Source organism: Aquabacterium sp. T101, assembly GCF_057219775.1.
In genome coordinates this window covers 63,952-77,084 of the sequence record NZ_JBXVVZ010000003.1, presented here as the reverse complement: position 1 = coordinate 77,084, position 13,133 = coordinate 63,952, and the positions used below count along the sequence as shown (strand labels likewise).

The following is a 13,133-nucleotide window of genomic DNA, read 5'->3' as shown; positions in this document are numbered from 1 at the left end:
GCGCGGCGGCGGCCGCGTCCCGGCCCGCGCGGCTCAGGCCCGCTGCAGCAGCATCGAGTCGCCGTAGCTGAAGAAGCGGTAGCGCGCCTCCACCGCATGCCGGTACAGCGCCATCACGTGCGTGTGGCCGGCGAAGGCGCTCACCAGCATCATCAGCGTGCTGCGCGGCAGGTGGAAATTGGTGACCAGCGTGTCCACCACGCGGAAGCGATAGCCCGGCGTGATGAAGATGTCGGTGTCGCCGCGCGCCGGCACCAGGGTGCCGCGGCCCACCCGCGCGGCGGACTCGAGCGCGCGCACGCTGGTGGTGCCCACGGCCACCACGCGGCCGCCGCGCGCGCGCGCAGCCTGCACGGCGTCGACGCAGGCTTCGTCCACCTCGTACCACTCGCTGTGCATGCGGTGGTCGGCCACGCGGTCCACGCGCACCGGCTGGAAGGTGCCCGCGCCCACGTGCAGCGTGACGCGGGCGCGCTGCACGCCGCGCGCGTCCAGCGCGGCCAGCACGGCGTCGTCGAAGTGCAGCGCGGCGGTGGGGGCGGCCACCGCGCCGGGGCGGGCGGCGAACACGGTCTGGTAGCGGCGCTCGTCGTCGGCGTCGTCGGCATGGGTGATGTAGGGCGGCAGCGGCACGTGGCCGTGCGCGTCCATCAGCGCCAGCGGGTCGGCGGGCAGGCGCAGGTGGAACAGCGAGCCGTCGGGCCCGGCGCGGCCGAGCACCTCGGCCACGAAGGCGGTCTCGCCGTCGCGGCCCAGGAACTCGATCGCGCTGCCCGGGCGCGGCGACTTGCTGGCGCGCAGGTGGGCCAGCACCTCGTGGCCCTGCACGCCCGCCGCCGCATTGAGCACGCGCTCGACCAGCGCCTCCACCGCGCCGCCGCTGGGCTTGCGGCCGTACAGCCGCGCCTTGACGACGCGCGTGTCGTTGAACACCAGCAGGTCACCGGGCTGCAGCAGCGACGGCAGGTCGCGAAAGACGAGGTCCTGCGGCACGGGGCCGCGGCCGTCGAGCAGGCGCGAGGCGCTGCGCTCGGGGGCCGGATGCTGGGCGATCAGCTCGGCAGGAAGCTCGAAGTCGAAGTCGGCGGGGGTGAGTTCGGTGCGGTCGGACATGACGTTCAGGCTGTACCGGCCTGAAGAGCAGCAAAGCAGTCGAATTGTTCCATGCGGGTGCCGGCCCGGCGACGTAGCGGGGCTCTATCCGCCGCACCCGCACCGGGGCCGACGCACCCGCACCGGGGCCGACGCATCCGCGGCGGGGCCGACGCATCCGCGGCGGGGCCGACGCGTCCGCACCAGGGCCGACGCATCCGCGGCGGGCCCGAGGGACCCGAGCCGGGGCTACTGGCCGCCGGCGCCGTCGACCGGCGAGCCGGCGGGCACCGCGGAGGCCGCCGAAGCCGGCGGCAGCGGCGCGAAGGGCTGCGAGCGTGTCACGCTGCCGTCGGCGCCGATGCGCGTCACGTGGCCGGTGACGGCCAGCTCGTCGTAGAGCCAGCCGTCGCCGTCGCGCACCAGGCCGGCGGGCGGCTCCAGTGGCACCACGGGCACGCCCTTCAGAGCCGTGGCCATGTAGTCGATCCAGATCGGCAGCGCCAGGCCGCCGCCGGACTCGCGCTCGCCCAGGCTGCGCGGCTCGCCGTAGCCCATCCACGCCACCGCCACCACGCCGGGATGGAAGCCGGCGAACCAGGCGTCCACCGCGTCGTTGGTGGTGCCGGTCTTGCCGTACAGGTCCGGGCGCTGCAGCGTGGCCTGGGCACGTGCCGCCGTGCCGCTGCGGGTGGCCTCGGCCAGCATGCCGGACATCAGGAACGCATTGCGCGCCGGGATCGCGCGTGCGGCCTCGTCCAGCGCGGGCGCGGGCGGCGCCTCGAACAGCACCTTGCCCTGCGCGTCGACGATGCGCTCGATCAGCACCGGGCTGACCACCCAGCCGCCATTGGCGATGGCGCCATAGGCCTGCGCCATCTGCAGCGGCGTGACGCTGCCCGTGCCCAGCGCCAGTGTCAGGTCGGCCGGCTGGCGCGCGGGGTCCAGGCCGTAGCGGCCGAGCCAGTCGCGCGCCGGCCCCAGGCCCAGCTGCTGCAGCACGCGCACGCTGACGAGGTTGCGCGACCGGGCCAGCGCGTCGCGCAGCGGCAGCGGGCCGTCGAAGCGGTTGTCCGAATTGGCCGGCGCCCAGCCGTTGGCGGCCACGAAGGGCGCGTCGTCGACCACGGTGCCGGGCATCACGCCCTGCTCCAGCGCGGCGGAATACAGCAGCGGCTTGATCGCCGAGCCGGGCTGGCGCCAGGCCTGCGTCACATGGTTGAAGGGCTGGCGGTTGAAGTCGAACGCGCCCACCAGTGCGCGCACGCGGCCGGTGGCCGGGTCGAGCGCCACGAAGCCGGCCTCGGCCTGCGGCCACTGCACGATGGCCCAGCCCTTGTCGCCGCGCATCACGCGCAGCACCGCGCCGCGGGTGATCGCCAGCGGCGCGCGCGCCTTCGGCGCCAGCGCCGGCTGCACCCAGCGCAGCCCCTCGCCGGCCACCGCGATGCGCTCGCCGCTGGCCAGCTGCACCTGCACCTCGCGCGGGCTGGCGGCCAGCACGATGGCCACGCGCAGCATCTCGTCGTCGCGGTGGTCGCGCAGCGCGCGCGCCGCGGCGGCGGCGTCGGCCTCGCCGGTGGCCGGCGGCAGCGGCTCCACGTCTTCCGGGCCGCGCCAGGGGCCGCGCCGGTCGTGCGCCAGCACGCCGCGGCGCAGCGCGGCCCAGGCGGCGCGCTGGTCGGCCGCGCGCAGCGACGTGGTCACCTTGATGCCGCTGGTGTAGGCGCCGGTGCCGAAGCGCTCCACCACCACTGCGCGCGCCATCTCGGCCACGTGGCCGGCGTGCAGCACGCCCTGGCCGGGCGCGCGGATCACCAGCTTCTCGGCGCGCGCCGCGGCATGCTGCGCGTCGCTGATCACGCCGGTGACGCGCATGCGCTCGAGCACGATGCGCTGGCGCTGCGTGGCGCGCTCGAAGTTGGCGATCGGGTTGGCGTAGTGCGGGTTCTGCGGCAGGCCGGCGAGCATCGCCGTCTCGGCGATGGACAGCTTGTCCAGCGGCTTGCCGAAGTACACCTGCGAGGCCGCGGCGAAGCCGTAGGCGCGCTGGCCGAGGAAGATCTCGTTGAGGTAGAGCTCGAGGATCTTGTCCTTGCTGAGCTTCTTCTCCAGCTCCAGCGCGATCAGGATCTCCCGCGTCTTGCGCTCGGCGGAGAAGCGCTGTTCCAGGAAGAAGGTGCGCGCCACCTGCTGCGTGATGGTGGACGCGCCCTGGCGCCGGCCGCCGGTGAGCATGGCGATGGCCGCGCGCGCCATGCCCTTGGGGTCGATGCCGCCGTGCTCGCGGAAGCGCTGGTCCTCCACCGCGATCACCGCGTCCTGCAGCAGGCGCGGCATCTGCGCGATGGGCACGAACTGGCGCCGCTCGGCGCCGAAGGCCGCGATCTCCACGCCGTCGGCGGTGACCACTTGCAGCGGCTGCTTGGGCTGGTAGTTCAGCGCGCGGTCCAGCGGCGGCAGGTCCCAGGGCGCAGCGGCCACGGGCGCGGCGGCCGTGCCGAGCAGGGCCGCCAGCAGCAGCATGCTCGGCAGGGGTCGCATGGCCCGGATTATCGGCAGCTCCGCGTAAGACAATGTGCGCCATGCCCGACCGCGAGACGAAGGCGCTGTCCGGCCCGCAGCGCGCGATGGCCCGGCTCGGGCTGCTGCGCGACATCGACCTGGCGCTGCACCTGCCGCTGCGCTACGAGGACGAGACGCGACTGGACACCCTGGCCGGCGCGCGCGAGGGCGACACGGTGCAGGTGGAAGCCACGGTGGCCGACTGCCGGGTGGAGTTCCGGCCGCGGCGCCAGCTCGTGGCGCGCCTGACCGACGACGACGGCGACGCGCTGGTGCTGCGCTTCCTCAACTTCTACCCGTCGCAGCAGAAGGCGCTGGCGCCCGGCACGCGGGTGCGCGTGCGCGGCGAGCTGCGCGGCGGCTTTCTCGGCCGCGAGATGGTGCACCCGGCGGTCAAGCCCGCGGGCGCGGCGCTGCCGCAGGCGCTGACCCCGGTGTACCCCACCAGCGCGCAGCTGCCGCAGGCCTACCTGCGCAAGGCCGTGGCCTCGGCACTCGGGCGCGCCGCGCTGGGCGAGGTGCTGCCCGCGGGCGTGGTGCCCGCCGGCCTGCCGCCGCTGCGGGACGCGGTGATGTTCCTGCACCAGCCGCCGCCGGGCACGCCGCTGGCCGCGCTGGAGGACCGCACGCACCGCGCCTGGCAGCGCCTGAAGTTCGACGAGCTGCTGGCGCAGCAGCTGTCGCAGCTGGCGGCGCGGCGCGAGCGCGAGCGCCTGGCCGCGCCGGTGCTCACGGCCACGCGCGGCGGGCTGCACGAGCGGCTGCTGGCGGCGCTGCCGTTCCAGCTCACCGCGGCGCAGCGCCGCGTGGCCGACGAGATCGCCGCCGATCTCGCCGCCGGCGCGCCGATGCACCGCCTGCTGCAGGGCGACGTCGGCTCGGGCAAGACGGTGGTGGCCGCGCTGGCCGCCGCCGTGGCCATCGACGCCGGCTGGCAGTGCGCGCTGATGGCGCCCACCGAGATCCTCGCCGAGCAGCACTTCCGCAAGCTGGTGCAGTGGCTGCAGCCGCTGGGCGTGCAGGTGGCGTGGCTGACCGGCAGCCGCAAGGGCAAGGGGCGGCGCGAGCAGATCGAGGCCGTGGCCTCGGGCGCGGCCGGCCTCGTGATCGGCACCCATGCGGTGATCCAGGACGACGTGCGCTTCGCGCGGCTGGCGCTGGCCATCGTCGACGAGCAGCACCGCTTCGGCGTCGCGCAGCGGCTGGCGCTGCGCGACAAGCTGGCGCAGCACGCGCTGGAGCCGCACCTGCTGATGATGTCGGCCACGCCGATCCCGCGCACGCTGGCGATGACCTTCTATGCCGACCTGGCGGTGAGCACCATCGACGAGCTGCCGCCCGGCCGCACGCCGGTGGTGACCAAGCTCTTCGCCGAGGACAAGCGCGACGCGGTGATCGCGCGCATCCGCGACGAGGTGGCGCAGGGCAAGCAGGTGTACTGGGTATGCCCGCTGGTGGAGGAGAGCGAGGCGCTGGAGCTGCGCGACGCCACCGCCACGCACCAGCAGCTCACCGAGGCGCTGCCCGGGCGCATGGTGGGCCTGCTGCACGGGCGCATGGCCGCGGGCGAGAAGGCCGCCGTGATGTCGATGTTCACCGACGGCACGATGCAGGTGCTGGTGGCCACCACGGTGATCGAGGTCGGCGTCGACGTGCCCAACGCCAGCCTGATGGTGATCGAGCACGCCGAGCGCTTCGGCCTGGCGCAGCTGCACCAGCTGCGCGGCCGCGTCGGCCGCGGCGCGGTGGCCAGCGTGTGCGTGCTGCTGTACACGCCGCCGCTGTCGCCCACCGCGCGCGACCGCCTGCGCGCGATGGGCGAGACCACCGACGGCTTCGAGATCGCGCGGCGCGACCTCGCCATCCGCGGCCCGGGCGAGCTGATGGGCGCGCGCCAGAGCGGCGACGCGCTGCTGCGCTTTGCCGACCTGGCGCTGGACGCGCCGCTGGTGGAAGCCGCGCGCCAGGCCGCCGACGCGCTGCTGACGGCGCACCCCGCCGCGGCGCGCGCGCACGTGGAGCGCTGGCTCGCGTCGCGCGAGGAGTTCCTGAAAGCATGACCTGCCGATCCGGGCCGACCGACGACCCGGAAGAGGCTTAGCCACCGAAGTGCAACTGGTAGCGCGCGCCGTCGGAGAACAGGCACACGCCGGTGCCCTGGGCCGGCGCGGTGATCACGTATTCGCACTGCGCGCTGGTACCGCGCGGGCCGTAGGCGTTGGCGATGCCGCGCTGCCCGCTCCAGGCGCGCGGGGCGGTGCCCAGCACCTCGGCATGCAGGCGCCCGAACGCGGCCTGGCCGGCGTCCACCCGCGTGGCTTCGCCCTGCAGCGTGTCGCCCTGGTAGCCCACGGTGAGCGTGCCGCGGCCCGACTGCGCGCTGACGATGGTGGCGCTGAGCAGGCCGGCGCGCTGCGCCACGTCGTTGAGCGGGTACAGGCGCGCGCCGAGCACGGCCGGCTGCGGCTGCGCCGGCGCGGGCGGCATCACCACCGTGGTGCGGCTGCCTTCGGCGGGCGGCAGCGGGTAGGGCTGGCCAGTGCGCGGGTCCAGCGGCACCACGACGCAGGCCGACAGCAGGCCCGCCAGCGATGCGGCGGCCAGCGCCGCGCCGGCGCGGCGGCCGGTGCGGAGGGGCCGGGTCGCCCCGGCGGCGGCAGGATCGAAAAGACTCATGGTCATCCTCGTGTCGCGGCACATGCCGCGCCGGGCAGCTTCGGCGCGGGGCCCGCGCCGCGGCAAGCGCCGCGCGCGAAGTGCCGCGCTGTCGGCCTGGGGGTGTCGCCCGGCGGCACCGCTGCGCTATCCTTGACCGCTCCATGACGCTGACGGAACTCCGCTACATCGTTGCCGTCGCCCGCGAAAAGCACTTCGGGCGCGCGGCCGAGGCCTGCTTCGTGTCGCAGCCCACGCTCAGCGTGGCGATCAAGAAGCTCGAGGAGGAGCTCGACGTCAAGCTGTTCGAGCGCGGCGCCAACGAGGTGAGCGTCACGCCGCTGGGCGAGGCGATCGTGCGCCAGGCGCAGAGCGTGATCGAGCAGGCCGCGGCGATCAAGGAGATCGCCAAGCGCGGCAAGGACCCGCTCAACGGCCCGCTGCGGCTGGGCATCATCTACACCATCGGCCCCTACCTGCTGCCCGACCTGGTGCGCCACGCGATCGCGATGACGCCGCAGATGCCGCTGATGCTGCAGGAGAACTTCACCGTCAAGCTGCTCGAGATGCTGCGCACCGGCGACCTCGACTGCGCGATCATGGCCGAGCCCTTCCCCGACACCGGGCTGGCCATCGCACCGCTGTACGACGAGCCCTTCGTCGTGGTGGTGCCCAAGGCGCACCCGCTGGCGCAGCGCAAGAGCATCGACGCCGAGGAGCTCAAGCGCGAGACGATGCTGCTGCTGGGCACCGGCCACTGCTTCCGCGACCACGTGCTCGAGGTGTGCCCCGAGTTCGCGCGCTTTTCCAGCGACGCGGAAGGCATCCGCAAGAGCTTCGAGGGCTCGTCGCTGGAGACCATCCGCCACATGGTGGCGTCGGGCATGGGCGTCACCGTGGTGCCGCAGCTGTCGGTGCCGCCCGATCCGGGCGACCTGGTGCGCTACATCCCGTTCGACAAGCCGGTGCCCACGCGCCGCGTGGTGCTGGCCTGGCGCCGCACCTTCACGCGCTACGAGGCTATCGCCGCGCTGCGCAACGCGGTGTACGCCTGCGAGCTGAAGGGCGTGACCCGGCTGTCCTGAGCCGGGCCCGCGGCCTGCCTCGCGCACCCGGCGTCACGACGCCGTCATCGACGCTTCATGGCGGCGTCACCGGGCGCCGGCATCGTGGCGGGCCATGAAGCTCGACGACCTGCCCGCGCGCGAACGCGCTGCCGCCACCCACCATGCCCGCCCCGCCGCCCGCGGCGCCGACGCCCACCTGGAAGCGGTGTGGGCGCGCGACGAGTCCGACGTGCGCGCCGCGCAGCGCCTGCGCTGGCGCGTCTTCGCCGACGAGATGGGCGCCACGCTGCGGCCGCCGCGCGGCACGCCGCCGGGCCACGACGCCGACCTGTACGACGCCTACTGCGAGCACCTGCTGGTGCGCACCGTGGCCACCGACGACGAGCCGTCGCGCGTGGTGGGCACCTACCGCGTGCTGACGCCGGCGGCCGCGAAGCGGGTGGGCGGCCTGTACACCGGCGAGGAGTTCGACCTGTCGATCCTGGCGCCGCTGCGACCGACCCTGGCCGAGCTGGGCCGCTCGTGCATCGACCCCGACCACCGCAGCGGCGGCGCGATCCTGATGCTGTGGAGCGAACTGGCGCGCTTCATGCAGCGAAACGGCCTGCGCCGCATGATCGGCTGCGCCAGCGTGCCGATGCGCGACGGCGGCCACTACGCGGCCAGCCTGTGGCGCCAGCTGCAGGCCACGCACCAGGCGCCGATCGAGTGGCGGGTGCGCGCGCGCTGCCCGCTGCCGGTGGACGGGCTGCGCGGCGACCTCGACGTGGAGCCGCCGGCGCTGATCAAGGGCTACCTGCGCTGCGGCGCCAAGGTGCTGGGACCGCCGGCCTGGGACCCGGCGTTCAACAGCGCCGACCTGCCGATGATGCTGGACCTGGCCGACCTGCCCGCCGCCTACCGGCGCCGCTTCCTCGACTGACCCCCGCGGCGCGGCCGGGGCTATGGCCGCGGTGAAGGGATTCGATTCGACGCCGCGCCACGGCGGGACTAGATTGGCGTCCTGACGCACAGGAGACGACCCATGGCCCGCAAGACCCCCGCCCTCACCCCCCACATCGGCATCGGCGACAAGGACCGCGCCGCCATCGCCGCCGGCCTGTCGCGCCTGCTGGCCGACACCTACACGCTGTACCTCACCACCCACAACTTCCACTGGAACGTCACCGGGCCGATGTTCAACACGCTGCACGCGATGTTCATGGCCCAGTACACCGAGCTGTGGAACGCGGTGGACCCGGTGGCCGAGCGCATCCGCTCGCTCGGGCACACGGCGCCGGGCTCGTATGCCCAGTTCGGCAAGCTGAGCTCGATCCCCGATGCGCCGGCCAAGCCGCCGAAGGCTCTCGAGATGGTGCGCATCCTGGTCGAGGGCCACGAGGCGGTGGCACGCACCGCGCGCAGCATCTTCCCGCTGGCCGCCAAGGCCGACGACCAGCCCACCGCCGACCTGCTGACGCAGCGCCTGGACATCCACGAGAAGACGGCCTGGATGCTGCGCTCGCTGCTCGAGGAGTAGGCCCGCGACCGTCGCGGCCGGGGCGCCGGGCGGCGCCTCGGATAATCGGCGCATGTCCGATATCGCCACCGAGGTGCGGCGCCGCCGCACCTTCGCCATCATTTCGCACCCCGACGCGGGCAAGACCACCCTCACCGAGAAGCTGCTGCTGTTCTCCGGCGCGATCCAGATCGCCGGCAGCGTGAAGGCGCGCAAGGCCGCGCGCCATGCCACCAGCGACTGGATGGAGATCGAGAAGCAGCGCGGCATCTCGGTGGCCAGCTCGGTGATGCAAATGGAGTACCGCGACTGCGTCATCAACCTGCTGGACACGCCGGGCCACCAGGACTTCTCCGAAGACACCTACCGCGTGCTGACCGCGGTGGACGCCGCGCTGATGGTGATCGACGCGGCCAACGGCGTGGAGCCGCAGACGCGGCGCCTGCTGCAGGTGTGCCGGGCCCGCAACACGCCGATCCTGACCTTCGTGAACAAGATGGACCGCGAGGTGCAGGAGCCGCTGGCGCTGATGGACGAGATCGAGCGCGAGCTCGGCATGAGCGTGGTGCCCTTCACCTGGCCGGTGGGCATGGGCAAGCTGTTCCACGGCGTGATGGACCTGCGCGAGCAGCGCATGCGCGTGTTCACGCCCGGCGAGGACCGCCACCACGACGCCGACGAGATGCTGCAGGGCCTGGACAACCCGGCCTATGCCGAGCGCTTCGGCGCCGAGTGGGAGCAGGCGCGCCACGACATCGAGCTGGTGCAGGGCGCGGCGCCGCCCTTCGACGAGGCCGAGTTCCTGGCCGGCCACCAGACGCCGATGTTCTTCGGCTCGGCGATCAACAACTTCGGCGTCAAGGAGGTGCTCGACGCCCTGGTGGACCTGGCGCCGCCGCCGTCGCCGCGCGCGGCGATGCAGCGCGAGGTCAAGCCCGAGGAGCCGAAGTTCAGCGGCGTGGTGTTCAAGATCCAGGCCAACATGGACCCCGCGCACCGCGACCGCATCGCCTTCGTGCGCGTGGCCAGCGGCCACTTCCAGCGCGGCATGCGGCTGAAGGTGGTGCGCTCGGGCAAGGAGCTGCGGCCCAACACCGTGGTCAGCTTCCTGAGCCAGCGCCGCGAGCTGCTCGACGAGGCCTTTGCGGGCGACATCATCGGCATCCCCAACCACGGCGTGCTGCAGCTGGGCGACACGCTCACCGAGGGCGAGGCGCTGCAGTACACCGGCCTGCCGTTCTTCGCTCCCGAGATGTTCCGCTCGGTCGAGGTGGCCGACCCGCTGCGCACCAAGCAGCTCAAGGCCGGCCTGACCCAGCTCGGCGAGGAAGGCGCGATCCAGGTCTTCCGCCCGGTGGCGGGCTCGGTGCTGCTGCTGGGCGCCGTGGGCCAGCTGCAGTTCGAGGTGGTGGCGCACCGCCTGGAGCACGAGTACGGCTGCAAGGCGCGGGTCACCGGCTCGCGCTTCCAGATCGCGCGCTGGGTCACCTGCCCCGACGAGGACGGCGGCGCCAAGGAGCTGCAGCGCTTCATCGACGCCAACGCCCACCGCGTGGCCTACGACGCGGTGGACGCGCCGACGCTGCTGGTGGAGTACGCGCCCGAGCTGCGCGCGATCGAGGCCAACTGGCCGAAGATCCGGTTCCACACCATGCGCGAGCACGCGGGGCTGGTGTTCCACAAGGCCGGCAGCTGACAAGGCGGCGGCGCGGCCGCCCCGGTCTGCGGTCCGGGCCGGTGGTCATGTCGCCTAGGGCTTGCCCGCCTCCCTGGCTGCCTCCAGATCGCGCTGCGCCTTCAGCAAGGCGATCTGGGCCTCGATCAGCTTGACCTGGTTGTCGAGCTCCGCCTTCTCCTGGGAGCTGTAGTCCACGCGCAGCTTGACGATCTCGGCGGGGACGGACACCAGGGCCTTCAGGATGTCGACCGGCAGCCCCGCGACCGCGGCCAGGGTGCTCGGCTGGTCCAGAGTGAGCTCGGCCAGCATGCCGTCCTTGAACACATGCTTGACGGAGCTCTTCGTCATCGTCGCGCCCATCACGGGCAGCACGAACAGCGTCGACGCATCGGGCACCGTCGCCGTGAGCCGCGCCGGCGCTGCGGCGCCGTCGGGGACACAGGCCGCGTTGCCGGGGGCGCCATGCGGCGACTTCGGGGACAGTTCAAGGTTCACGCGGCGTGGCACCCGGTAGAACAAGCCATCGACCGGTTCGGACGGCACGGCGGACACATGGCGATCCGGCGGCAGGCTGGTCACCTCGGCCGGGTTGCCGATGTCCTTCAGTTGCAGGAACGATCCGCTCTGCGCGAGACGGTCCTGCACGGCCTTCCAGCTGGCGGCGTCGGTCGGATCGAACACGAACGCCAGGTCATAGGCCTTGCAGTCGATCTGCGCCGCGGGCAACCGCACGCCGGGCGCCCGCTCCAGAAGGCTGAACGTCGACCGCGGCAGCGACATTCCGGTGCCCAGGTTGATCGCGGCCAGCGACCGGACGAGGTTCAGAACGACGTTGGCCCCCTGGCCCGTGGCCTTGGACTCGGTCGTCGACAGCATCCCGTCCACGACGTTCAGCGTCACCACGTCGTCGCGCAGGGCATGGGCGGTGTGCGTGGCCACGAAGCGTCGCGTCGCATCCGGCGCATGGGCCTGGGGCGTGAGGCTGCCGCTTTCGACCCACTTGCCCACCTGCCCACGCACCAGCTCGAAGGCGTCCGCAGCCTTCTTTGCGACCTCGGCTGCCGAGTCGGCCTTGGTCTTGGCCAGCGCCGAAAGCACTTTCGCAATGTCGCGGCGACGCCGGGCGTCGGACAGGGCGTCCGCACCCACCTTCAGCTCCTCGGCCTTGGCGACTTCAGCCTCGAGGGCCTTGAGCTGCTGAGCGGCGTCCTTGGCGCCCGCGGCCGCCGCCTTCGACGCAGCCGCCGCATCGTCGGCGTCCTTCCTGGCGGCTTCGACCTCCGGCGCGTCGACCTTGCGGCGCGACGCCTGCAGCAGGATCTGCGCCTTGGGCAAGGCGTACACCAGGCCCGGCGCCGCGGCTTCGCTGGTGGCTTTCGATTGCAGCACGGGTGAAGCGCAGCCGCTGGTCAGCAGCCCCGCCAGGACGGCCGCGGGCAGGGCGGCGCGCTTGAAGGGCAAGGTCGACTCCATCTTCCATCTCCCAGGTGAGTTCGGCTCGATTCTCAGGAGGGGAAGGCGACCCGGTCATCGTCAAGGCAGTGGACGAAGGGCATGGCGGCACTCGCTTCGGTTCGCGCCACCGCGCGCCCGTCGGGTCAGCGCAGGTCGATTGCCCGCACCGGACACACGCCGACGCAGTCCCCGCAGCCGGTGCAGGCGTCGGCGTCGATGCGCAGCTGGGCGATGCCGCCCGGCGCCGGCACGAAGCGCAGTGCCCGCACGTCGCAGGCGTCGCCGCAGACGCGGCACTCGACGCCCCGGCGGCTGAGACAGGCCTCGCTCACGGCCACCTTCCAGGGGAAGGCCGGGGCCACGGCCGAGGCGTCGATGGCGCCGGTGGGGCAGACGCGGGCGCAGTCGCCGCACAGGCTGCAGCCGGCACGGTCGAAGGCGATCTGGGCCAGCCCGCCGTCGCCACGCAGCAGCACACCCTGCGGGCAGGCCCGCACGCAGTCGCCGCAGCCGGTGCAGCGCGCTACGAACTCCGCGTCCGGACGGCGCGACCACGGCGGCCGCGCGGGCGCCGCGGGCTCGGCAGCGGCGGCGGCACGCAAGTCGCCCCGCAGGAACGACCGTCGACGGGCGTCGACCACGCAGGCTCCTCGTTTGATGGTGATCAATTGTCGCGCGCCCCCTGGCGCGCACAGTCCGCACCATCTTGGAGCCAGCGGGGTGGCCGGATGAGCATTCTTGGTGCGGTCGTGCGGGTCCGTCCCCGGCATCTGCCGGCGGTGGCGCCGCGCATCGCCGGTCTGCCCTGCACCGACCTGGCGCTGAACCCGGGCGACGGGCGCCTCGTGCTGGTGCTCGAGGACGGCATCGTCGACGGGACACCCCACAGCGCTGCGGCCACGCTGGCCGCCATCGCGCTGTGGCCCGAGGTGCTCAACACCTCGCTCGTCTACGAGTACTCGGGCCCCGACGCGCCGCCGCCGGGCGACGCCGCCGTGGACGACTACCGCGCCTGGCGCGGCAGCCTCAGGGACTGGGCCGGCCAGGGGTCGGCCCGCGCGCCCGACACCCCTTGATGAACCCGCTCGATGACCACCGGCGCCGCGAGGCGCCGCCAGGAGAC

The 13,133-nt window shown here is 73.5% G+C and carries 11 protein-coding genes; 6 read left to right on the top strand and 5 right to left on the bottom strand.

Annotated features, from left to right (window positions below):
• Positions 1-33: 33 nt before the first annotated feature.
• Together queA and AC2EAQ_RS10155 are read right to left on the bottom strand one after the other, a co-directional pair.
• Positions 34-1,113, bottom strand: a complete 1,080-nt coding sequence (gene queA, locus AC2EAQ_RS10160) for a tRNA preQ1(34) S-adenosylmethionine ribosyltransferase-isomerase QueA (protein ID WP_484642973.1) — start codon at positions 1,111-1,113, stop codon at positions 34-36.
• Positions 1,114-1,341: 228 nt separating this feature from the next.
• Positions 1,342-3,636, bottom strand: a complete 2,295-nt coding sequence (locus AC2EAQ_RS10155) for a penicillin-binding protein 1A (protein ID WP_484642971.1) — start codon at positions 3,634-3,636, stop codon at positions 1,342-1,344.
• Between the two features lie 41 nt (positions 3,637-3,677).
• Between AC2EAQ_RS10155 and recG the strand changes: the two genes are divergently transcribed.
• Positions 3,678-5,717: an ATP-dependent DNA helicase RecG gene (gene recG, locus AC2EAQ_RS10150; protein WP_484642969.1), complete on the top strand. Its 2,040-nt coding sequence runs from the start codon at positions 3,678-3,680 to the stop codon at positions 5,715-5,717.
• Between the two features lie 37 nt (positions 5,718-5,754).
• On the opposite strand, the gene AC2EAQ_RS10145 is transcribed toward recG, so the two are convergent.
• Positions 5,755-6,333 carry a hypothetical protein gene (locus AC2EAQ_RS10145; RefSeq protein ID WP_484642967.1) on the bottom strand — a complete coding sequence of 193 codons (579 nt, stop codon included), beginning with the start codon at positions 6,331-6,333 and terminating at the stop codon, positions 5,755-5,757.
• A 143-nt stretch (positions 6,334-6,476) separates the two neighbouring features.
• Between AC2EAQ_RS10145 and AC2EAQ_RS10140 the strand changes: the two genes are divergently transcribed.
• The 4 genes from AC2EAQ_RS10140 to AC2EAQ_RS10125 all read left to right on the top strand — a co-directional run bounded on the left by AC2EAQ_RS10140 (position 6,477) and on the right by AC2EAQ_RS10125 (position 10,573).
• Complete coding sequence (locus AC2EAQ_RS10140; protein WP_484642965.1) at positions 6,477-7,397, top strand: LysR substrate-binding domain-containing protein; 921 nt, start codon at positions 6,477-6,479, stop codon at positions 7,395-7,397.
• Positions 7,398-7,491: 94 nt separating this feature from the next.
• Entirely contained in the window at positions 7,492-8,301 is an 810-nt protein-coding gene (locus tag AC2EAQ_RS10135; RefSeq protein WP_484642962.1) for a GNAT family N-acetyltransferase, read from the top strand.
• A gap of 102 nt (positions 8,302-8,403) precedes the next feature.
• Positions 8,404-8,898 carry a Dps family protein gene (locus tag AC2EAQ_RS10130; RefSeq protein ID WP_484642960.1) on the top strand — a complete coding sequence of 165 codons (495 nt, stop codon included), beginning with the start codon at positions 8,404-8,406 and terminating at the stop codon, positions 8,896-8,898.
• 52 nt (positions 8,899-8,950) lie between these two features.
• Positions 8,951-10,573, top strand: a complete 1,623-nt coding sequence (locus AC2EAQ_RS10125; protein WP_484642958.1) for a peptide chain release factor 3 — start codon at positions 8,951-8,953, stop codon at positions 10,571-10,573.
• Between the two features lie 54 nt (positions 10,574-10,627).
• On the opposite strand, the gene AC2EAQ_RS10120 is transcribed toward AC2EAQ_RS10125, so the two are convergent.
• Positions 10,628-12,016, bottom strand: coding sequence for a hypothetical protein (locus tag AC2EAQ_RS10120; RefSeq protein ID WP_484642956.1), 1,389 nt, complete (start codon positions 12,014-12,016; stop codon positions 10,628-10,630).
• Between the two features lie 137 nt (positions 12,017-12,153).
• Positions 12,154-12,651: a ferredoxin-type protein NapF gene (gene napF / locus AC2EAQ_RS10115; protein WP_484642953.1), complete on the bottom strand. Its 498-nt coding sequence runs from the start codon at positions 12,649-12,651 to the stop codon at positions 12,154-12,156.
• Between the two features lie 87 nt (positions 12,652-12,738).
• On the opposite strand from napF, the gene AC2EAQ_RS10110 reads away from it, so the two are divergent.
• On the top strand, positions 12,739-13,086 hold the full coding sequence (locus AC2EAQ_RS10110; RefSeq protein WP_484642949.1) for a chaperone NapD: 348 nt from the start codon (positions 12,739-12,741) through the stop codon (positions 13,084-13,086).
• Positions 13,087-13,133 lie beyond the last annotated feature (47 nt).

Coding starts and splice junctions, on each gene's coding strand:
- AC2EAQ_RS10155 (WP_484642971.1), bottom strand. CDS start 3,636: ATGCGACCCCTGCCGAGCATGCTGCTGCTGGCGGCCCTGCTCGGCACG.
- queA (WP_484642973.1), bottom strand. CDS start 1,113: ATGTCCGACCGCACCGAACTCACCCCCGCCGACTTCGACTTCGAGCTT.
- AC2EAQ_RS10125 (WP_484642958.1), top strand. CDS start 8,951: ATGTCCGATATCGCCACCGAGGTGCGGCGCCGCCGCACCTTCGCCATC.
- AC2EAQ_RS10135 (WP_484642962.1), top strand. CDS start 7,492: ATGAAGCTCGACGACCTGCCCGCGCGCGAACGCGCTGCCGCCACCCAC.
- AC2EAQ_RS10110 (WP_484642949.1), top strand. CDS start 12,739: ATGAGCATTCTTGGTGCGGTCGTGCGGGTCCGTCCCCGGCATCTGCCG.
- recG (WP_484642969.1), top strand. CDS start 3,678: ATGCCCGACCGCGAGACGAAGGCGCTGTCCGGCCCGCAGCGCGCGATG.
- AC2EAQ_RS10145 (WP_484642967.1), bottom strand. CDS start 6,333: ATGAGTCTTTTCGATCCTGCCGCCGCCGGGGCGACCCGGCCCCTCCGC.
- AC2EAQ_RS10130 (WP_484642960.1), top strand. CDS start 8,404: ATGGCCCGCAAGACCCCCGCCCTCACCCCCCACATCGGCATCGGCGAC.
- AC2EAQ_RS10140 (WP_484642965.1), top strand. CDS start 6,477: ATGACGCTGACGGAACTCCGCTACATCGTTGCCGTCGCCCGCGAAAAG.